At 39.6% G+C, this 21,913-nt stretch carries 22 protein-coding genes; 4 read left to right on the top strand and 18 right to left on the bottom strand.

Annotated features, from left to right (window positions below):
• The first annotated feature begins 196 nt into the window (after positions 1 to 196).
• On the top strand, positions 197 to 1,159 hold the full coding sequence (corA, locus tag AC5WOF_RS12565) for a magnesium/cobalt transporter CorA (protein ID WP_496050303.1): 963 nt from the start codon (positions 197 to 199) through the stop codon (positions 1,157 to 1,159).
• Complete coding sequence (locus AC5WOF_RS12560) at positions 1,156 to 2,001, top strand: polysaccharide deacetylase family protein (protein WP_496050302.1); 846 nt, start codon at positions 1,156 to 1,158, stop codon at positions 1,999 to 2,001. Before corA ends, AC5WOF_RS12560 begins: the two co-directional genes overlap by 4 nt.
• Before the next feature lie 30 nt (positions 2,002 to 2,031).
• Here AC5WOF_RS12560 and AC5WOF_RS12555 read toward each other — a convergent pair whose 3' ends face one another.
• The 16 genes from AC5WOF_RS12555 to metK all read right to left on the bottom strand — a co-directional run bounded on the left by AC5WOF_RS12555 (position 2,032) and on the right by metK (position 17,971).
• The gene (locus tag AC5WOF_RS12555; RefSeq protein ID WP_496050301.1) at positions 2,032 to 3,297 is read right to left on the bottom strand and encodes a glutathionylspermidine synthase family protein; all 1,266 of its coding nucleotides are present in this window, start codon (positions 3,295 to 3,297) and stop codon (positions 2,032 to 2,034) included.
• Positions 3,263 to 3,490 carry a hypothetical protein gene (locus AC5WOF_RS12550; RefSeq protein WP_496050300.1) on the bottom strand — a complete coding sequence of 76 codons (228 nt, stop codon included), beginning with the start codon at positions 3,488 to 3,490 and terminating at the stop codon, positions 3,263 to 3,265. The genes AC5WOF_RS12555 and AC5WOF_RS12550 overlap by 35 nt, the downstream gene beginning before the upstream one ends.
• Positions 3,487 to 4,185 carry a TerC family protein gene (locus AC5WOF_RS12545; protein WP_496050299.1) on the bottom strand — a complete coding sequence of 233 codons (699 nt, stop codon included), beginning with the start codon at positions 4,183 to 4,185 and terminating at the stop codon, positions 3,487 to 3,489. The genes AC5WOF_RS12550 and AC5WOF_RS12545 overlap by 4 nt, the downstream gene beginning before the upstream one ends.
• Before the next feature lie 399 nt (positions 4,186 to 4,584).
• Positions 4,585 to 5,268, bottom strand: coding sequence for a hypothetical protein (locus AC5WOF_RS12540; RefSeq protein ID WP_496050298.1), 684 nt, complete (start codon positions 5,266 to 5,268; stop codon positions 4,585 to 4,587).
• A gap of 27 nt (positions 5,269 to 5,295) precedes the next feature.
• Complete coding sequence (locus AC5WOF_RS12535) at positions 5,296 to 6,084, bottom strand: enoyl-CoA hydratase/isomerase family protein (RefSeq protein WP_496050297.1); 789 nt, start codon at positions 6,082 to 6,084, stop codon at positions 5,296 to 5,298.
• 80 nt (positions 6,085 to 6,164) lie between these two features.
• Positions 6,165 to 7,275, bottom strand: a protein-coding gene (gene prfB / locus AC5WOF_RS12530) for a peptide chain release factor 2 (protein ID WP_496050296.1) whose coding sequence is annotated in 2 segments (ribosomal slippage) — positions 6,165 to 7,202 and positions 7,204 to 7,275 — 1,110 coding nt in all. Because the reading frame shifts where the segments join, the coding sequence is not laid out codon by codon here.
• An 18-nt stretch (positions 7,276 to 7,293) separates the two neighbouring features.
• The gene (gene secA / locus AC5WOF_RS12525; RefSeq protein WP_496050295.1) at positions 7,294 to 9,813 is read right to left on the bottom strand and encodes a preprotein translocase subunit SecA; all 2,520 of its coding nucleotides are present in this window, start codon (positions 9,811 to 9,813) and stop codon (positions 7,294 to 7,296) included.
• Positions 9,814 to 10,052: 239 nt separating this feature from the next.
• Entirely contained in the window at positions 10,053 to 11,285 is a 1,233-nt protein-coding gene (locus AC5WOF_RS12520; RefSeq protein WP_496050294.1) for a glycosyltransferase family 4 protein, read from the bottom strand.
• Between the two features lies 1 nt (position 11,286).
• Complete coding sequence (gene wecB / locus AC5WOF_RS12515) at positions 11,287 to 12,351, bottom strand: non-hydrolyzing UDP-N-acetylglucosamine 2-epimerase (protein WP_496050293.1); 1,065 nt, start codon at positions 12,349 to 12,351, stop codon at positions 11,287 to 11,289.
• 117 nt (positions 12,352 to 12,468) lie between these two features.
• Entirely contained in the window at positions 12,469 to 12,666 is a 198-nt protein-coding gene (locus AC5WOF_RS12510; RefSeq protein ID WP_496050292.1) for a cold shock domain-containing protein, read from the bottom strand.
• A gap of 315 nt (positions 12,667 to 12,981) precedes the next feature.
• Positions 12,982 to 13,257 (bottom strand): HU family DNA-binding protein, encoded by a 276-nt coding sequence (locus AC5WOF_RS12505; protein ID WP_496050291.1) that lies wholly within the window; start codon positions 13,255 to 13,257, stop codon positions 12,982 to 12,984.
• Between the two features lie 181 nt (positions 13,258 to 13,438).
• Entirely contained in the window at positions 13,439 to 14,158 is a 720-nt protein-coding gene (locus AC5WOF_RS12500; protein WP_496050290.1) for a ComFC family protein, read from the bottom strand.
• A gap of 6 nt (positions 14,159 to 14,164) precedes the next feature.
• Positions 14,165 to 15,523, bottom strand: a complete 1,359-nt coding sequence (locus tag AC5WOF_RS12495; RefSeq protein WP_496050289.1) for a hypothetical protein — start codon at positions 15,521 to 15,523, stop codon at positions 14,165 to 14,167.
• Positions 15,524 to 15,588: 65 nt separating this feature from the next.
• Positions 15,589 to 16,005, bottom strand: a complete 417-nt coding sequence (locus AC5WOF_RS12490; protein ID WP_496050288.1) for a hypothetical protein — start codon at positions 16,003 to 16,005, stop codon at positions 15,589 to 15,591.
• A 200-nt stretch (positions 16,006 to 16,205) separates the two neighbouring features.
• Positions 16,206 to 16,679, bottom strand: coding sequence for a hypothetical protein (locus AC5WOF_RS12485; RefSeq protein WP_496050287.1), 474 nt, complete (start codon positions 16,677 to 16,679; stop codon positions 16,206 to 16,208).
• Between the two features lie 107 nt (positions 16,680 to 16,786).
• Complete coding sequence (metK, locus tag AC5WOF_RS12480; RefSeq protein WP_496050286.1) at positions 16,787 to 17,971, bottom strand: methionine adenosyltransferase; 1,185 nt, start codon at positions 17,969 to 17,971, stop codon at positions 16,787 to 16,789.
• Between the two features lie 265 nt (positions 17,972 to 18,236).
• On the opposite strand from metK, the gene AC5WOF_RS12475 reads away from it, so the two are divergent.
• Both AC5WOF_RS12475 and AC5WOF_RS12470 read left to right on the top strand, forming a co-directional pair.
• Entirely contained in the window at positions 18,237 to 19,319 is a 1,083-nt protein-coding gene (locus AC5WOF_RS12475) for an LCP family protein (protein ID WP_496050285.1), read from the top strand.
• A 52-nt stretch (positions 19,320 to 19,371) separates the two neighbouring features.
• Complete coding sequence (locus tag AC5WOF_RS12470; protein WP_496050284.1) at positions 19,372 to 19,992, top strand: YigZ family protein; 621 nt, start codon at positions 19,372 to 19,374, stop codon at positions 19,990 to 19,992.
• Between the two features lie 71 nt (positions 19,993 to 20,063).
• Here AC5WOF_RS12470 and AC5WOF_RS12465 read toward each other — a convergent pair whose 3' ends face one another.
• Both AC5WOF_RS12465 and AC5WOF_RS12460 read right to left on the bottom strand, forming a co-directional pair.
• Complete coding sequence (locus AC5WOF_RS12465) at positions 20,064 to 20,261, bottom strand: DUF397 domain-containing protein (RefSeq protein WP_496050283.1); 198 nt, start codon at positions 20,259 to 20,261, stop codon at positions 20,064 to 20,066.
• 167 nt (positions 20,262 to 20,428) lie between these two features.
• Positions 20,429 to 21,850 carry an alpha/beta hydrolase family protein gene (locus AC5WOF_RS12460; protein ID WP_496050282.1) on the bottom strand — a complete coding sequence of 474 codons (1,422 nt, stop codon included), beginning with the start codon at positions 21,848 to 21,850 and terminating at the stop codon, positions 20,429 to 20,431.
• Positions 21,851 to 21,913 lie beyond the last annotated feature (63 nt).

Genomic DNA, 21,913 nt, shown 5'->3' with positions numbered 1-21,913 from the left:
GTTTTGCTTCTTGTCTCCCTCATCTTACGGATACTGCGACACGTGTATAAGTCTTGCTAGCATTTCTTATCCTACTGTTAAACAGATATTTAAGTACTTTTAATAGAAACCGCTTACTATTAATTTTTCGTATAGTTGTCCTGTGATTTTTTTCAGTCTAAAATGGAAGGTATGCTATGAAAAGGAGTATGGAAAGATGATTCGTATACTGGCCTATAGCAAATCAGGGGAAGTTTTAGAAGATTTAAAGCTTGAAGATATTGAACAAAAGCGTAATGAGTTAGCATGGTATTGGATCGATTTCAATGAACCGACACCAGAAGAAGCCAATGAACTGTACAAGCTCGGATTTCATGAATTAGCAATACTCGATTGTCTCCATCTGCAACAACGTACGAAGCTCGATGATTATGATGATTATCATTTTTTCGTGATCAATGCGATTGATAAAGATAACATAAGGCCAAAAGAAATTGATATCTTCCAGCATCGTCAATATGTCGTCACTTTTCACTATAATCCCCAGCCTGAAATTGACGTCGTATGGAAACGAATGCTGGGCGACTCCAATGCCCAATCGCTTGGCAGCCGATATATCTGTTATAAAATCATCGACAAAATAACAGATTCTTTCTTTCCTGTGTCGGAAAAATTGGAAGATCGATTGACACAGATTGGGATGCGCCGGGAAAGAGCAGGGAGAATGCAGAAGCAGATGGATGAAGTATTTCACATCCGTCGAAAATTATTGCGCTTGCGCCATGCTGTCCACCCGCTGCGTGATCTCATCTTTCGAATCACGCAATCGGATCACCTCTCTGGCAGTGAGGAAGAAAGACGTTACTATATGGATGTCTATGACTATCTGAGCAAATTGAGCGCGATGATTGATTCAAGCAGAGAAATGGCATCCGATATTCGCGATAATCATATCTCCATCAACTCCAATCGAATGAACATCATCATGATGACATTGACTTTGTTCACGACTATCTTTATGCCGCTCACATTCATCGTTGGTGTATATGGCATGAATTTTGAATACATGCCAGAGTTAAAATGGCATTATGGCTACTTTATGATACTCGGTATTATGCTTATTATTACTCTAGTTATGTACACATGGTTCAAACGAAAAGGATGGTTTTTTAAAGAATGAAAAACTATATCATTGTCTTTTCTACCTTATGTCTATTGACAGCTTGTTCGATCGTCTCCAAATCAGAGCTGCAAGCCGTCCAACAGACGCCAGTTAAACAGCACACTACTGTGAAAAAAGAAACAACGATTCCTTCCAAAACACAAGAATTAAAACTGTATCAAAATCGAAAACCAAAGAAGTGGGGAGAAGATATTCCAGGAGTGGTACGAAAACTGCCGACGAAGGATAAAGTAATCGCGCTCACTTTTGACGCTTGTGGAGGAAAACATGGAAGTGGTTATGATAAAGCAATTATTCAATATTTAAACAAACACCAAATTCCCGCAACTTTGTTTATCAATTCCAGATGGATTGATGCCAATCCTGATACGTTTATGGAGCTTGCACATAACCCCTTATTTGAAATCGAAAACCATGGAACCGAACATCGTCCATTATCCGTTACAGGACGGAGCGTCTATGGGATACAGGGAACCAAAAGTGTTGCAAATGTTTACGATGAAATTACCAGCAATGCACAAAAAATAAAAAAACTAACTGGAAAATCTCCAAAATTTTTTCGTTCTGGAACCGCCTTTTATGATGATATCGCTGTCCATATTGTGAAAGACTTAAATGAAACCCCAGTAAATTTTGATATTATCGGAGACGCAGGGGCAACATTTACTACCAAACAAGTAGAACATTCGATGCTTCGAGCAAAAGCTGGTTCGATTATTATTTTGCATATGAATCAACCGGAAGGAGATACCGCAGAAGGAATCCAAAAAGCGATACCGCGTTTGCTGCAGAAAGGTTATCACTTTGTAAAATTAGAAAACTACTTAAAATCCAAATAAAAACGCGACCTCACGAAGAAGTCGCGTTTTTCATTTTAAAGCCAAAGGTAAAAAATAAGACATATCATGCGTGATCCCTTTATCTACACGGCCAATTACCGCTGAAGGTTTACCCCCCACTAAAAATGAACCTAACAATAAGTTACCTGTATATAAACCATTGGACGTTGCCACCGTTATGGTCGGCAATTCCACTTTTGCTTGGTAGACCATAGGTTGATCCCAGTAATATTTTTCTATATCTGCTGTCTCTAATGTTCCATCTGCATCAAAGAGAGAAACTGCACCGCCTTCTCGACCAAAGAAAGGCTTTTTCACATATGGGACTTTCCCATGAAACTGATTTTCCAAGTAAGTAGGAAGGCAGTACGTGGATATTACTTCCCTCTCTTCGGCTGAGAAAAAAATATTTGATTCATATAAATTCCAGATAAGTGCTTGCATCGCTTTTGTCTGTGCGATAAATCCTGATGGAGGATTGATCATGGTCAACCTCTTTTTAGCCACCAATTCTAAAAGCTTTGATCCGATTGGAAAGCCTTTGGTAGTGCGGTCTTTCGCCATCATTTCCAATGCATGCAATCGGTAGAGGACGTCTACTTGTCGATATTCCCCGTTTTCCAATTTTGTTACGAGACGTTCCGTATTCGGGTCATATGCTAAATGTAAAATCGGGGAGTAAATACCAGATAGCCCAGACTGCTCTAATAAATACTTGGTAGTTCCTTGATCCTCACCATCGGCCGAATCACAGCAAAAAACAATATTTTTTGTGGCATGACCTTTTTGTCGATAGTAATCAACTATGTCCGTAAACGCCTTTTTAATATCATCTGCTGCACCATTATTTATATTTTCTACTTGATAATAACGACAAACTTCTTCATTGGCATAAAACGCCTCAACGATACTCGTGGGTGTATCGCTATTAAACTCCAACATCTTTAAACCCTCTGGTGTGTAAGCGAAATCAAATCTTCCAATCGTAGTAATCGCCTTATAATCAGTAGACAGTGAGATTGCTCTCCACGTTTCTGGAGGATAACCGAGTTCTCTCCATAATTCTTCTGATCCAAATCTTACTACTTCCGCAACTCGAACAAAAATATTTCCTAATAACTCCGTAGCGAGCTCTATATTTTTTTTCCAAGTTTGATCAATTGCAGCAAATGACGCTAAGGCATATTCTTGACCGTTCCAAATATCCCACGAAAAAGTATCTCTTATCGGTCCATAGATTCGCTCTCGATGATGATGATAATCACCCACCGCTGCTGGATGAGTCGTAACTATCATAAACGACATATGCCTCCCGCTTACCATTTATCACTACATAGGAACTTGAGTCTACTCGATCATAGGAATCATCGCAATATTGATCATTATCGTTATCATAACAGAGGGTATAATTATCCAGATCATTATCATCACACCCAGTCATCAAAAGCATGCTAGATGCAAATAAAGAAACAACTAATTTACTCTTCATCCATTGCCTCCCATTGTATGAGTTATATTATTCTCTTTCTTCTGCTTACGGATATATCCAGCAAGCAGCACTAATACTATTAATACTATATTTACTGCGTACTCAATCCAAGGAAAATCTTTTATAAAATCATGAATGATAGGCTCTTCGGCAATCATTCCTCCAGCCGTCCAAGCTAACACTCCTGAACCAATATATAAAATGATCGGAAATCGATCTACTAATTTTATAAATAGGGTACTTCCCCAAACTACTAATGGAACACTTATCACTAACCCAATTACCACTAATAAGACACTTCCATGCGCGGCCCCGCCTACTGCTAACACATTATCTAAGCTCATAATCGTATCTGCTAATATAATAGTCCGAAGTGCGGACCAAAAACTTGTTCCAGCTTTTACATCCTCATGATTATCGTTATCCACTAATAGATTATAGGAAATCCATACTAAAATGAGCCCTCCAACGAGTAACAGCCCAGGTATTTTAAGCAGCCAAACTATTGATACGGTTGCTATTATTCGAAGCGTGACAGCTCCAGCTGTCCCCCAAAAAATTGCTTTTTTCCGTTGCTCGTGTGGCAACTTTCGGGAAGCCAAACCAATTACAATCGCGTTATCCCCAGCTAATACTAAATCAATAACAACAATAGTGAGTAACTTAGATAGAAATTCGAGTGATAATATTTCCATTTTTCCCCTTCCTTTCCAAGGCATAATAAAAACCCTTACTTGCTAGCATTTAAGAAGCTAGAAGTAAAGGTCTCGCAAACAACGTCCTAGTTGCCAACAAAGCCGGAGATCGCTCTCGTAATGACGACTTTGTTGTAGTAGCTACTCCCCTTTATCTAAAAAGGTGCACGTACTATTCTATTCATCCTCATCATACTGGACAATTATGCGCTCTGTCAAGGATGTTCAAAATTTTACCATTCTAATGATATTTTATCCCTTATTTGAATTTTGAATTAAATTGATTAATCCTTCCTTTGCTAGTTGTAATGCTGTTTTACCTTCTTGATTTTTCTTTTCTAGTGCACCTTCATTATCGCTATTTTAGACTCAAAAAAAACCACCTTTTGAAAAGGCGGCTTAAAACATCCTCTTGGAACGTCGATTAGGAAAACGAGGGGATGGATCTTCTTCTTTATTGGTAGTACTGTTTGAATCCTTGCGCAAAGAAGGATAGGCAGTTTTGTTCGTCAAAGGCCTGCGTAAGGGAGAACGAGAATTATTTGTCGTCGTGTTTGTAGTGTTAGTATTATTGTTTGAATTTAATGGTGTTCTTTTCGCAAATGATGGGCGTTTGTTAGTGAGATTTTCATCAGTTGTAAGTGCTGTGTTTCGAGATTGTAAGATATTTGATTTATATTGTTTCCGATTGAATTTGCGTTCTGAGGTAGATGAATCTTGTACCGCTGGCAGGTTTAGATTCTCTTCTTCCTCATAAACACCTAACTCTAAGTCAAAGTCATCCTGTTCTTCCTGTTTATCCACATATTCCTGCTTATCTAACTCTAGTACATCTTCACGTGGTTGACGACGCGGTAAATGTTGAGATGCTTGTTTACGCTGTTGACGTGCTAACGTAGACCGTCTTACTTTTTCTATCGGAATACGAGTAGTATTATCCATTTCACCATCTGGAAAATATGTACCCAATTCATCTACTTCTCGACTACGCTTACTACTTATTAAGGCAGATAATACAATAATAGCAACAATCACAAGGGCAACACCAATCCAAAAAATTGGGCTCATTACTAAATTCAACATGTTGTATCCTCCATTCCCCGGGAAATATTATTCTCCCCGAAAAGTTGGTTTGCGCTTCTCGAGAAAGGCATCCATGCCTTCTGATCGATCCGCAGTTTGAAAGGTAAGCCCAAAATAAGAAGCTTCCAGTTGTAGTCCTTTTTCCAAGGGCATCTCTAGACCATTATGAATGGATTTTTTCATATAATGAAGGGCAATTGGTGCCAGTTTTGCTAATTTTTTTGCAAGTGTTTTTGCTTCTGGTAATAATTGATCGAAAGGAAATATCTTTTGAACAAGGCCAAGTCGAAATGCTTCTCTGCTATCAAAGATTTCACCGGAAAAAGTATAGTACTTAGCGTTTTTCTCTCCGATTGCTCGTGCTAAACGCTGGGTACCTCCATATCCTGGAAGAATACCAAGATTAATCTCTGGTTGTCCAAATTTAGCATGTTCAGCGGCTAGTATGATATCACCAGCAAGCGCCAATTCACAACCACCACCAAGTGCAAATCCATTGACTGCCATAATAACAGGGATCGGCATATTCTCCACCATATCAAAGATACTCTGCCCAAGTAAAGCCTGTTTTTCAGCTTCAGGGCCATTTTTGATCCTTCTTAACTCTGTTATATCCGCACCAGCTGCAAAAGCTTTTTCACCAGTACCTGTGATAACAAGAGCTTTGATTTCACTTCGGGTCATGACATGATGCAGAGCGTCCCTAATCTCTGTTAGCATTTGCACATTCAGTGCATTTAACACTTTCGGACGTGATAATCGCAATATTCCAATTGACTGTTCGATCTCGAGGGTAATACAGCTCCAATCTGTCATTTGCATCGCCCCTTTAAGAATCGTACCTATTTTATCACAGAAAAGCGAACCCTCCAACCTTATAGAGAGCCCGCTTTACATTATTGCTTTGTTTCAACTTGTTTTTTAAGAAATGCTTCCATAAATCCATGAATAGCACCGTCCATAACAGCTTGGACATTTCCATTTTCTACCGTCGTACGATGATCTTTTACTAAACTGTAAGGATGGAATACATAGGATCGAATTTGGTTACCCCAACCGATTTCCGTCTGTTCCCCTTTTATCTCGTTTAGTTTTTGTTCCTGTTCTTCCACTTTTTTCTCATACAACCGTGCTTTTAATACTTTCATTGCTCTGTCACGATTTTTGATCTGAGATCGTTCGGATTGACAGGTAACCACTACTCCTGTTGGAATATGTGTGATCCGTACTGCTGAATCCGTTGTATTAATATGCTGTCCACCTGCACCACTAGCGCGGTAAGTGTCTACCTTTATATCTTCTGTGCGGATTTCAATTTCCACATCATCATCTAATTCAGGAACCACGTTTACCGAAGCAAAGGAAGTATGTCTTCGTCCAGATGCATCAAAGGGAGAGATTCGAACCAAACGGTGAATCCCTTTTTCGGTCCTCAAATACCCATAGGCATTTATTCCTTTGACCAACAGAGTAACACTCTTCAAACCGGCTTCATCACCTGGTAAATAGTCAATCATTTCAATCTTATAACCACTTTTCTCCGCCCAGCGTGTGTACATTCTCAGAAGCATTTCTGCCCAATCCTGAGATTCTGTACCCCCAGCTCCAGGATGCAGCTCCAAGATCGCCGAATTGCGGTCATATGGACCACTTAATAACTGCTGTAATTCAAATTCATTTACTTGCCCTTGGAAAGTTTTTAAACTCACTTCGCATTCACTTAAGAGAGATGGATCTTCTTCCTCTTGTAACAATTCCATCATCACTTGTATTTCATCGTTTTGGGAAGTCAATTGCTGCACTTGATCTACAATCTCTTTTACTTCTCGCAATTCGGCAATCTTTTGTTGTGCTTTCTGTTGATCATCCCAAAATGTCTCTGCTGCCATCTCAGCCTCAAGAGACACCAGCTTGGACTGCTGTTCTTCTAAGTCAAAGAGACCCCCTAAGGTCAGCTAAACGTTTCGCTGTAGTATGAAACTCTTGTTTTAATGCTTGTAAATCCAACTCAGTCAGCCCCTTGTTTTATTTCTTGTAATGACAGTTTTTATATTTTTTGCCGCTTCCGCATGGACAAGGGTCATTTCTGCCAACTTTATCTGCACGACGGAGAGGTACTACTTTTGGTTTTTCTTCTTCTGTATCCCCGCCTGAAATAGGGGTGACATTCATAGTAACCTCTTCTCTTGTCAGTGTTTCTTCCTCTTGCACAACAGCTTTCATGACATATTTGACTACTTCTTCTTGAATTTCTTGAACCATCGCTTCAAACATCGCAAATCCTTCAAATTGATAAGAACGAAGCGGGTTATCCTGTCCATATGCACGCAGATGGATACCTTGTCGAAGCTGGTCCATTGCATCAATATGATCCATCCATTTGCGGTCAACAGTACGCAGAACTACAACTTTGGAGAACTCATTCATCCTCTCGTCCCCAAGCTCTTGTCTACGCTCGCCATAATACTTATTTGCTTCTTCATAAAGAAAAGCAACTAGCTCTTCAGGATTTTTATCTTCTACATCTTCTTCTGCGATCCGGTCTTCCGGCAATATATTCCCATGAATGTATTCCAAAATATCGTCTAGTTCCCATTCTTCCTCATCGCTGCCAGTTGTGTGAACTTCGACAATCCGCTCGATCGAGGATTTCACCATCGGCAAGACAACATCATCGAGATTTTCACTTGTAAGTACTTGACGACGCTGTTTGTAAATAATTTCACGCTGTTGGTTGAGAACATCATCGTACTGCAAGACCCAACGTCTAGCATCAAAGTTATTGTTTTCTACTTGTTTTTGCGCATTTGCTATTGATCTTGTAAATATATTACCCTCTAGCGGCTCACCATCATTCATTACACGACTGATCATGCCTTTAACCCGATCAGGGATGAATCGCTTCATCAAGTCATCCTCAAAAGACAGATAAAACTGTGTAGAACCTGGATCACCTTGACGACCTGCACGACCTCGAAGCTGATTGTCTATCCTGCGGCTTTCATGTCGCTCTGTACCAATTACATGAAGTCCACCTAATTCAGCTACATTTTCTCCAAGCATAATGTCAGTACCACGGCCGGCCATGTTGGTAGCGATGGTAACAGCACTGTATTGCCCTGCTTCGGCAATAATTTCTGCTTCTTTGGCATGGTTTTTCGCGTTGAGCACTTGATGCTTGATCCCTTTGCGTTTTAACAGCAAAGCTAATTTCTCTGAGTTTTCAATGGAAACAGTCCCCACAAGAACAGGTCGCCCAATTGAATACATTTGCTCTATTTGCTCGATAACAGCTGAAAACTTTTCTTGTTCTGTTTTATAAAGGACATCAGACTGATCTTGACGAACCGTCGGCTTGTTAGTCGGTACGATGACTACATCCATGTTGTAAATACGACGGAACTCTTCTTCCTCTGTCTTAGCTGTACCAGTCATTCCAGCCAACTTATCATAGAGACGGAAGTAGTTTTGTAGTGTTACGGTTGCAAGTGTCATACTTTCATGTTGTACTTCGATATTTTCTTTTGCTTCAATTGCTTGGTGCAGTCCATCACTATAACGACGCCCATGCATCAAACGACCAGTAAACTCATCGACTATCACTACACCATGTTCGGCATCAACTACATAATCCTGGTCACGATGCATCGTTACATGTGCTTTTAATGCTTGTTGAATGTGATGGTTCAGGGTGATATTTTTCATATCATAGAGATTGTCTACTTTTAGAGCATTCTCTACTTTTTTGACCCCTTCATCTGTCAAAGAGATCTGCTTGGTTTTGATATCAAGTGTGAAATCATCTTCTGCTTTCAAACGACTCACGACTCGATCGGCAGTGTAATAAAGATCTGTCGCTTTATTTGCTTGTCCACTGATAATAAGTGGTGTTCTAGCTTCGTCGATTAAAATACTATCTACTTCATCGACTATCGCAAAGTTTAATTCACGCTGAGTTAATTGTTCTTGGTACGCAACCATGTTGTCTCTTAAATAATCAAATCCAAACTCATTGTTAGTGCCATACGTGATATCGGCTTGATATGCTTCGCGTTTTTCATCAGGTGAAAGAAAAGGTACATTTAACCCTACTGTCAGCCCAAGAAACTCAAATATTTGCCCCATCCACTCTTTATCTCGTCGAGCGAGATAGTCGTTGACAGTAACAACATGTACCCCCTTACCTGTCAGAGCATTGAGATATGCAGGTAAAGTTGATACTAAAGTTTTCCCTTCCCCTGTTCGCATTTCAGAAATATCACCATTGTGCAGAACCATTCCCCCGACTAATTGCACACGGAAATGACGCATTCCAAGCACTCGTTTAGAAGCTTCACGAGTTACTGCGAATGCTTCAGGCAGAATGTCGTCCAAAGTTTCCCCATTGGATAATCGGTCTTTAAATTCTCCCGTCTTTGCTTTTAGTTCTTCATCTGACAAACTAGAAAGGGACTCTTCTAGCGCATCAATTTGTTCTGCAATCTGAAAATATTTTTTTACTTGACGCTCATTTGGATCAAGCAATCGTTTTATCGTTTTTAACATCACGCTTCCTCCTGCAATCTATCTATCATTTCCTACTTCCCGTAGTAGTAAACATACTATCTATCAGTGTAACAAAAAATAGGATTTTTTTCACTTCCTGACTGGTGACATTTGGGCAAACTCAAAAACCTAGTCACCATTTGGACTAGGTTTTGAGTCTATCACAGCATCCATCTACAAGCTGAAGAAAACTATTTCGATGAAAAAGGCTCGTAACGGCGCCCTTCTATTTTTCCAAGTTATTTAACTACCAAATTTTTCAAAATGCCATAAAACTTTTTGGCTAATTTTTGACGATCCCCTTCTCGATCAATAAAGGCACGACCATTCTCTTTGATTTCCGTCAATTGCTCATCCGAATAACTACTCAATTTTACGATTGCTTCTGCTAAGCCTTTTGGGTTTTCTGCTCCACTAAAAACACCAACTCTGTTTTCTTCTACAATCTGTCGGACTTCACCGTCCACAGTAGTAATAATAGGCTTACCTAAGAAAGTATAATCAAATAATTTATTAGGCCGTGCTCCACGAAATACTTCATTATCTGCAAGTGAGATAATTCCAAAGTCAGCCGCATTTGTATAATCAAAAATCTCTGCCTTTGGTACAGGGTCCTTCAAGTGAACATTTTTCAAACCTAATTCTGCAACTCTTTTTTGTAAACGTTCTTTATCTGGACCATCTCCAATGAGAACAATCGAGTATCCTTCTTGCGGTAAATACTGCCCTGCTTGTACGACATACTCCAGCGCATTTGCTGGTCCGTGAGCTCCTGTATAGACTGCTACATAGTCTGATTCTGGAACTCCAAGTTTGGCGCGGTATTCTTTTCGCTTTGCTTCATCAGGATACCAAGATCCAACCACTACACCATTGGGAATCAGGTCAATCTTATCAATCGGAATTCCACGATTGGCGATATATTGGCGTTGATGTTCCGCTAAAACAATTATTTTATCGGACTTCTTATAAAGTTGATTTTCCATCCAGGTCAACGCTTTAAGTACTGTTCCTTCTCGAACTCCACCCATCTTCACAAGGGAATCCGGCCATAAGTCGCGCACTTCAAATACAAATGGAATCCGCTTGATTTTAGCTACCAGTAACCCTGCATATGCAAGGAAGAGGTGTGGCGAAGAAGCAATGAATACATCTGGTTTACGACGGAATAGAGTAGCAAAAAAGAAAACAAAGGCAAAACTGATCATGTTGATGATTCGGCGAAAATCATTTACCTTATGAGGGAAAGACCAGAGCCATGCTAATTTTAGTCCATCCACTTGCTCGATTTGCGCCTTTTCTTCTGGTGTGATAAAGGTTCTGCGGGGGTGAACAAACTTAGATAAAAATAATGTTACTTCTGCATCTTCTTCCCTTGCCCATTCTCTTGCTAACTCAAAATGACGAGTAATACCGGCGATATTTGGCGGTACAGCATAGTGATTGGCCAACCAAATTTTAAACCGTTTCATGTTATAAACCCCGTTTGATGATATCAACCAATTTTTCTGCTGTTTTTCCATCACCAAATACTCTTGGAATATGGGAGAAATCTACGGAAAACTCAGAAACAGCTTGTAAAATAAGTTCTGTATTTGCACCAACTAATTTATTTGCTCCATAAGAGACAGTTTCAACCCATTCTGTTTCATCTCTCATCGTGATACATGGTACTTGTGCAAAAAATGCTTCTTTTTGTACACCGCCAGAATCGGTCAAGATCAATTTCGCTTGGAATTCAAGTTGGATCATATCCAAATACCCAACTGGTTCAATCACATGAACATTATCATTGGAAATGCTAAGTCCACTCTCTTTCAGCTTTCCAACCGTACGAGGGTGAAGTGGTAATATTGCTGGGATCGGCAACTGATTGATAGCGTCTACAATTGCTTTTAATCTCACAGGATCATCCGTGTTCTCTGCACGATGGAGCGTAATCAATGCATATGATTTGGGTTGTACAGGTAAACTGCTTAAAATTTTTGCTTTTCCTTCTGCTAACTGGGTGTTGTAGTTAAATGCATCTAACATCACATCACCCACAATATGTACACCTTCTGTGATCCCTTCTTTTGCTAAATGTTTCACAGCAGTATCCGTCGGGCAGAAAAGCCATTTGGAAATGTGGTCAGTCAGTACGCGATTCACTTCTTCTGGCATTCTACGGTTGAAACTTCTTAGTCCTGCCTCTACATGTGCAACAGGAATATGTAATTTTGCTGCAGCCAGAGCACCTGCGATAGTAGAGTTCGTATCTCCATAAACCAGTAATGCGTCAGGTTTCTCTGCAAGTAAGACTTCTTCTACTTTTTTTAGCATTTCTCCAGTTTGTGCACCATGAGATAAAGAACCTACATGTAAATGATATTCTGGAAATGGTATCTCCAATTCTTCAAAAAATACATCAGACATTGATTTATCATAATGTTGACCAGTATGTACTAAAATTTCTTCTCCTTCAGCACGTAGTGCTCGTGATACAGGAGCAGCTTTGATAAATTGCGGGCGTGCACCAACAACTGTTACTACTTTCATAAACTAGAAACCTCCCTTATTTCAAAAACGACTGCCACTATAATAACACATGAGAATGCTTGAAAAATTGTATAAATCAAAAACTCCCCACGTTAACGTGGGGAGCTTGTTAAACTCTTATTTTTTTTCAATGTTGGCTGCTTGTGGCCCACGGGAACCTTCAACAATATCAAATTCTACCGTTTGACCTTCTTCAAGGGTTTTAAAACCATCAGTTTGAATAGCAGAATAGTGTACGAATACATCGTCACCATCTTCACGTTCGATGAAACCGTAGCCTTTTTCAGCGTTAAACCATTTTACTTTGCCTTGCATGGAAAAACATCCCTTCTTCTAAAAACTGAAATCTTAGCACAAGAACTATTCTTATGTAATTTCAATATAACATTTGGAAAAAATCAATGTCAAGCAACCAACTTTTCCCTATATTATGAATAGCTATATACAACATTTAAACACAATATTATCCACAATATCCACAAAAATAAGTAAAATAGGGGTTTTTCTATTCTTATTTTTCCCATAACTCAACTTATAAAATACTGATTCTTTTGCAAAGGATTGTGTAATTTTAAAAAAATGGATGGTTTCTATTCTGTAAATAACAAAATAGATACCATCCATTTTCCTCTATGAATTAACCGATTCTTTCAATTGTTTTCCTGGTTTGAAAGAAGGAACTCGGCTAGCTTCGATTTGAATTTCTTCACCTGTTTGTGGGTTACGTCCAGTTCTAGCAGCACGCTCACGAACTTCAAAGTTTCCAAAACCAATCAAAGTAACTTTATCTCCATCTTGAAGAGCGGAAGAAATAGAACTCAAAACTGCATCAACTACTTGCCCCGCTTCTTTTTTGGTTTTTCCTGTAGACTCTGCTACTTTTTCAACTAGCTCTGTTTTATTCATGCTTTATTTCCCCCTAGAGTAGGTAATTTCAGACAGTCTCCCATATATTAGGAAATTCTTGGAGAATAGCTTAACGCTATTTTAAACCCAAGCTAACCCCGCCTGTCAAACGGTTGAAAGTAAAACCGCTATCACTGGTTTTGCCCAGTAATAACAATTCCATACCTGTTCCTTCTACAAATTATCTCGCAAAGGTAACAGAATAGACAGTTTGAGCACCTGCATGGCGGAGAATTTTAGCACACTCTCGTAGCGTAGTACCAGTTGTGTACACATCATCCACCAACAAAATCGTATGGGATGTAAAATCTAGTTGCATCTTATCAGATGGTATCCCAAAGCAATCGCGTAATGACTGAATCCTAGCATTTCTGCCGAGATTAGCCTGAGGTGGCGAGGCTTTTATTCTTTCCAATAGGCTTGGAGTGGGCAAGCCTAAACTTTTTCCGATCTGTTCTGCAAGAAGCTGGGATTGATTAAAACCACGTTCTTTTATTCGATTTTGGTGAAGAGGTACACTGGTTATCAGGGTGAATGGAATAGGAGAGTAATGTTTCTCCACTGTATCACACATGATAGTACCAATATATTTGGCATAGCCTTCATCACCTAAGTACTTAAAGCGAGCTAACACTTTCTTTGTCTTACTCGTATAAGATACAGCACTCACATTCTGAACCCTATCTCGATGTGCTATTTGAAGACAATCACCACACGCATTCCTATCATCATCTAGCGGTCGAAAACAAATCTCACATATAGGTGGACATATAGGAGATAACTTTACTGTACACTCCTTACAAACTTTAGACCACGCACTAGCAAAAAATAACTGCTCTATGGATTGATCACAAAACCAGCAACTAGGACGAATCGGAAATAAGGAAGACCACCACCTCATACGGTATTACGCCTCCTTTTGTAAATATCCTTCTTTTTTAGCCAACTCATTTAAATAAATGTGTTCTTTTTTTGTCTGGACGATCATTTCCGTATTCATTTCTCCGATAAACAATACTTCACATTCGGGGAAATAAGCATTTAATCCAATAAAATGAACCAATTCTACTAATCGTTTACGATCAAATGCTGGATGGTCAGCATGCAGTAAACAAAGATGTAAATTTGCAATTTGCATGCTCTCCATTAATTGCTGTGGCAAAAGCAGATTCATAAATTTTTGCTCTGAAAATAAAATTCTTAATTCTTTGGCATCTTCATCCCACTCCGAAATACTGCAAGTTTTATTTGCAACTTCAGGCATTACTGCTTGCATCCACTTTAAAGTCACTTCTATTTCTTCTTTTGTCGGGACAAGAATCAGTGCTTGTCCATTTAGCTCTTGTACTTCTTCCACAAATGAGCGAAAGGGAGGAATAGGCTTATTTCTCTTGATGTGTTTCCGGAGATTTCGATACTGGACAAATTTTGGAACTGGTATAGGGTATCGATGCAAGCGAACAGGATGAACAATATCAGGATAACGATTCCACTTAGGAAGAGTGGAACGAATCACTAACTGTTGACCTTCTTTTGCCATCGATCTTTCCCATGCATGAAATGCCTCTGGTACTTGACCATCCCAAATAATCAGATCAAACTGCTGATAGTAAGTCAGCAAATCCCATTTCGTCCCTAGAACCAATGTTGTATCTTTACTTTCTATGTACTTAGCCAACTTCGGCATTAACAAAGTCAATTGATTCATCGTTTTTGTTATTTTCTTTTTCTCTTGACACCAAAAAATTCGTTTCTTCTTATCGAGAAGATAGTTTAAAAAATCCAATAAGATGAGTAGTTCACCGCTTCCTGGAATAAGGACCGCATGAATTTGTTTGGCAGCTTTTTCATATAATGATTTTAGGTTACCACTGGTATGTTGCAGTACTTCTGTAAGTGGCAATGTAGCACTGTTCAAAAAATCTTTTTTTCCCTTAGTGGTTGGAAAAAAAGAAAATAAAGGAGTACAGCTTTTGACTCTGCCGTAAAACAAGCATCTCTTGCAATAAAAACATGTTTTGTTACCGCAATTCATACAGTCACTCACTTCTATGTCAGACGCTCCAGCACCACACCGGTTGCATTTTCGGAAAATAGACCAATTGGAAGGCTTGATCGCAAATTCTTTTTTCAACGTGCCTATTTCTTCCCAAACTTGAAGTAGATGCTGCAAATCGCTTATCTCATTATCATCCAAAATTTGTCTCATGTCCCTCCATGTCAAACATCTTCCCGCAAGGTTGTTATAAACAGATATAGATTCCACTAAAGCACCTCCCACAAAAAAAATCAGCCACCTGCGGTGACTGATTTTTTTCGCTTTTGCTCGTGTTATGCAGTTTCTTTGTCTTCATCAATATCACGCAAATCAAGTACAACCACTTTCTCTTTTTGTTGCTCCTCTTTCAGCCACTGTGTCAGTTCTTCTTCAGTAGAGAGTTTATGTGAAAATACATCTAGATGGTCATACTTCTGTTTCAGCCGTTCGATAATGGAAATAGTGTCATCTGATGATCCCATATCCAAACAGGTAATTCGCCCTTTTTTCAAGCCATCAGCTCTAAGATGATTTGCTATGTGATAAGAACGAATTAGCCATTCAATAGACTGTTGACTATTGTTCGTAATAATCACAAGATGAGATGCTCTATGGTGATATAACCCCTTGCCAAATGTGAGCAACCTTTTGTACAGGAACACGAAAGCGACGACGAGAACTGCCCCAATCAGCAGGTACCAGTAACCCATACGCCCATCCTCCTTAATTTCAGTATGTTATCCGGTTACTTTTAGGTAAGAGTTTACTCGCAGTATATGCTGCCTTTTAACAAATCGTTTAATGGTTCTTTCGAAAATGTAATACTATTTTCATTTTACCACTTTCCTGCGGTAAATAAAACGTCTGAATGTAGCAGGCAGCGATGACCCCGTCATCACTGCCTTTGCCGCTACAGCTGGAACATTTCGGAAAATGAACAGCTGTAGTGTTTCTCCCCCATTTCGCAGAGCTTGAGCGTATCACCATGCTCCGTTCGAATTAGTCTCTTGAGTTCCCAGTCTCCCTCGATTAGGAGGTCTGATGCCTCATCTTTCTCAATTACCAACTTGAGAGCAAAGAGGAACAGGTCACCACAACGAATAAAAGCAAGGTTCTTTTCTAGAACCTTATCCTGCCCCACCTCATTATCTTGATTACTTTTCACCGCATCTCCCAGCAACTCCCTCATTGTACGAAGGGGCTTGTACTCCAATCGAAATCCATGGAGTTCAATGCGGTTTTCGTCTCTCTCTACTTGGTAATAACCAACCCTGCATGGATATTCTCGACCGTCCGAATTACGGTAAACAGCAGATTGATAAACAAACCCAGGCGAAATAGGATCAGAAAGCAGGGTAAGCATTCTTTTTCCTTTCTCTTGCATAGCCCACTTGCCAATTATTTTATCAAAAAATCACATACAGAACATGAAAAGATGGGGTTAAAAAAACATCTTCCTTTTATTAGAAAGATGTTTTTCTCATTCTCTACTTACGCTTCTGCGCGAAGAATATCTGCTTTATCTGTTTTCTCCCACGGGAGCTCGATGTCAGTACGGCCAAAATGCCCATATGCAGCTGTTTGTCTGTAGATAGGGCGACGCAAGTCCAAAGAACGGATAATTCCAGCTGGACGAAGATCGAAATGTTTTTCTACTAATTCGACAAGACGATCTTCCGAAATAGTCCCTGTTCCAAATGTATCCACTCGGACAGATACAGGTCGCGCAACACCAATCGCATAAGCGAGCTGGACTTCACACTTTTCAGCGAGACCGGCGGCGACGATATTTTTAGCAACATATCGAGCAGCATATGCAGCAGAACGATCAACTTTTGTTGGGTCTTTTCCAGAGAATGCTCCTCCACCATGGCGAGCATATCCACCATACGTATCGACAATAATTTTACGTCCAGTTAGACCAGCATCTCCAAGTGGGCCTCCGATTACAAAGCGGCCAGTTGGGTTGATAAAATACTTGGTTTGATCATCCAGCATATCTTTTGGTACGATAGGAGTTATAACATGACGATGGATATCTTCTTTAATCTGCCCAATGGTGATGTTTTCAGCATGTTGGGTAGAGCAGACAATCGTTTCGATTCGTACAGGCTTGTTGCCATCGTATTCGACAGTTACTTGGATTTTACCATCCGGGCGAAGATAGCTTAGCGTTCCATCTACACGAACTTCATGCAGCCGGCGCGCAAGTTGGTGAGCCAATGAAATAGGTAATGGCATAAGTTCAGGTGTCTCGTTCACCGCAAAACCGAACATGAGACCTTGGTCACCAGCACCAATTGCTTCGATTTGTTCTTCACTCATGGTACCTTCTTTTTTCTCATATGCCTCGTCAACACCTTGAGCAATGTCGGCAGACTGTTCATCGATGGAAGTCAATACAGCACATGTTTCTGCATCAAAACCATACTTTGCTCGATCGTACCCTATTTCCTTGATAGTAGAACGAACTAATTTTGGAATATCAACATAACAATTGGTACTAATTTCTCCTGCGACTAAAACCAAACCAGTGGTAACAGATGTTTCACAAGCTACACGGGCATTTGGATCTTTTGATAGAATAGCATCTAAAATGGCATCTGAAATTTGGTCACAGATTTTATCTGGGTGTCCAGCTGTAACAGATTCAGATGTAAATAGAGTACGACTCATTTGATTGGTATCCCCCTTCACTTATCCAGAAAAGTTATTTTCCGTCCTTTTCGGCACAATAACCATAGATTAACGTATCAGATACAGAAAAACAATAACGAATAAAAAAGATATTTATATCAAAACAAACAAAACGAATGGGAAAATAAAAAAAAGTAGTCAACATTGTGTTTTTTTCCCTATATCCTTGAAATAAACTATCATTACATTGTAGTATGTTTTATAGTGTGAAATTATTATCTTTTATTAGGAAGGAAATGGACCGATGATGGAACGCGTGGACCAAAGCCGTAAAAAACGGGTTAATCATAAAAAACGAAAAAAATGGGTTCTACGGATTTCTCTGTTCTCTTTAGTGGCCATTTTAATCGTAGGAATTTACTTTGTCGGCACCATCTGGGGCGCTCTGACTAAGGGACATGATACCGACCAACAAAAATCTAAATTCCGAACACAAGAAGTTGATATAAATAAAGACCCCTTTACAGTATTGTTTATCGGAACGGACCAATATGATACAAAAGCGGAAGAAGAATCTTTTCGCACAGATGTACTGATGGTTGCAGCAATAAATCCTCAGAAGAAAACGATTAAATTGGTAAGTATACCAAGAGATACCTATGCGACTATAGCCCATACAGATGGCTTTAAAACAAAAATAAACGCTGCTGCCTTTTGGGGTAAACAAAAAGGCGTTAACCCAATCCAAAATACTCGTGAAACGGTAGAAACTTTATTGTATGGTGTGCCAATCGATTACTACGTGAAAATTAACTTTAAAGGATTCATAGATATCGTCAATGCAGTTGGCGGTGTTGACGTAAACGTCCCAATGACCTTTAGAATAAGTACATTTGACCGTGTCGTTCAATTTAACAAAGGACCTATGCATCTAAGCGGAGAAGAAGCTCTGCCTTATGTGCGAATGAGAAAGAAAGATCCACTGGGCGATCATGGCCGAAACAAACGCCAACAAGAAGTAATCAATAAAATTTTGGATAAAATAGTGAGTTTTAACTCTCTCTCCAATTTTACCAAGATAACGGATGCAGTTGGGAATAACTTAACTTATAGTATTAATCCAGATGAATTTTTAAGTCTAGCTACCATTTACAAAAACACTCCAAAATCTGGCATTCAAACTTCGACAGCACAAGTAGAAGATAAAAAAGTAGATGGTGTATGGTATAGCTTCATGAAAGAAGACGAACGCAAACGACTTAGTAAAATATTGAAAGAGGAACTAGGTCTGCCCACAACAGACAACGGGGAAGTTGATTCCAGCACAGATAGTAACGATGGTGGAGACAGTAGCGGAAGTAATAGCTCAGACAGTACCAATAACTAACAACTACAGATAGAGCGGCCTTGTGCCGTTCTATTTTTTTGGGGGTCAAGCTATGGGCAAGACGATAGGTGAATTTGGAAAAACGGAAATAACCATTCAAAAATCCCGATTTATTTGTCAGGCACTAAGGGTAGAGACAGAAGAGGAAGCGAATCAATTTTTAACCACAATACGCAAAAAATATTGGGATGCTACTCACAATTGTTTTGCCTATATCATCACAGATCAAACGCAAAAATCTTCCGACGATGGCGAACCAGCAGGAACGGCCGGCCGGCCAATTCTAGAAGTTATTCATAACAAGGGATTGACACATACTGCAATTGTAGTAACTCGTTACTATGGCGGGATAAAATTAGGTACAGGCGGTCTAGTTCGTGCCTATAGCCAAGGTGCTACTGCTGCTATTGAAGCCGCAGGCACCGCCCTTAGATCATGGTATCAACAACTCATCCTCAACTTTGACTATTCTTTCTTAGGAAAAATAGAACACGAACTTCATCAAGCTGCTCTTATTTTAGATACTCCAGCTTACAGCGATAAAATAACATGGTCGATCTGGGCTCCTGTCGATAAAACAGATAACTATAAACAAGCCTTTATCAATTGGACATCTGGACAAGGTAAAGTCATGGAGGGAATACGAGAAGAAAAAATAATAGCGGAAACATAACTGTGCCCCTAGACGATGATCATTCACCATCTAGGGGCTTTTCCTTTACCTGCTCGCTAGATCAAGCAGGATCAGGGCTTGAAGGTCTGGATGAATGCACTCCAAACTTCGGGAGAAGCTGCCACAGTCGGTCCCTTGGGACGCTTACTGTCACGGATTTCGAAACGAGAAGCGCCTTGGTCAGAGTCTGCCACCTTGACCTCTACGCAGTTTCCTCCGTTCCCTCCGGACTCACTGGACTTGGTCCAGACACCTCGTTTGAGTGCCATGAATTTCTCCAACCGCTCTCTCTTCACACCATCAGATGAATGGTGTTTCTTTACGGCATATCTATTGTAAAACACTACAAATTTAACTTCAATTATTTTAAGATGATCAGAATAATATGCTTGAATATTTGGAGCCGGCCGCCTCCCGTTTTTGATGTCACTCCATATTAGAAAGGTAGAAATAATCCCCAGTAGTAAGCCCAAATGCTAAAGAGTAAACCTAAACCAACTAATAAACTATAGCGGAAAATATCAGGTCTCAGGGCTTTTTTACTAAATCCGCGGAGAGCCAAGATGATGGAAAGCAAGGTTGTAAGACATGCAAACACTTGGATAATCATCCAGATGAGCGGGCGGTCCCACATGATTGGGCCTAAAATTTTAGCCCCTTTGGACCAAATCATAATAAAGTAAGTTGCAAAACTAAGAGTTGCGAGAATACCTGAGGTGATGATCCAACCTGCATATCCTTTAATCGGGGATGCTTTCTTTTCTCTTCGATTAAACATAGAGTTTACGATGGCAACAAGGTACCCGAGCAACAAGATACTAAGTATTGCAATCTCCACACCTAGTGAATCATACCCCTTCACGTCTTGAATGAAATTGTGATACACCTCTACATCTTGTGTAGGAGTTTGTCCCATTACTTTAGATACTGGGGGTTTTCCTTTTACTACTTGATCCAGCCAACTTGTTACACCCTCGTCATAACCTGCTGCAAAAGCAGCATACCTTTCAAATCCCGTTTTATCTGTTTGATGAGCAGCATGGTCTGCATTTGCAATATATAGAATTGAACCATACTTATTGCCATTTTGAGCCCAGATTTTTTTCAGCTTTTCTGATCCTTCTACAGCTGGTGTAAGACGGTCTTTACTTCCCCAGACTGCAAGAATTGGCTGCTTCACTTGTTTTAAATAATACTCTGCATTATGATCTGCTTCTGGAAACATACCAGAAGTGAATACAAATCTCGATCCTTTTATTACTAATGAATCAATAATATTTTGCGATGTAACCCCATTTTGCACAAAGCGATTTTGGATATTGTACGTTTGTTGTTGAATTGGAGTAACCACTGGTGTTCCTAACAAAACTACGAACGAAATATCTTTTGATTTAGCAGCAGCCATCGGGGCAACCCATGCACCTTCGCTAAATCCCCAAATACCAACTTTTTGTTTATCCACACCTGATTGAGATTGAAGCGTATGCACTGCTGCTAAAGCATCTTCTGATAATATTTCTAATGTACGGTTTTTATATTTGTCTCGTTTATCATAGACCAAAGTTGCAAAGCCTGCTTTCACAAATACTTCTGCATCCTGTCTTAACTTCTCTCTTTCTTTTTGGCCTGAACCATGAACCAGTACAATGCCCGGATGTTCTCCTTTTCCGTTCGGCATCAAAATGGTACCGTGCATGGTAGTATTTTGGCTTTGAAACGTTATCTCTTTTTCTGCATAATCTTTGATCGGTGCTGCATGAACATATAAAACATTTGTCAACATAGACAAACATGTCAGAGTTAATGTTATGGCCATAAGACGGAGCATCGATTTAGCGGAAGTTATTTTTGATTTCATTTTTTATTTCCTCTCTTTTGCTTATTTGATATTTCGATTATAGGAGGAAATAAATATAAAAAA

It is taken from the genome of Shimazuella sp. NTD250 (genome assembly GCF_059510375.1).
This window is presented reverse-complemented; position numbering and strand designations above follow the sequence as displayed.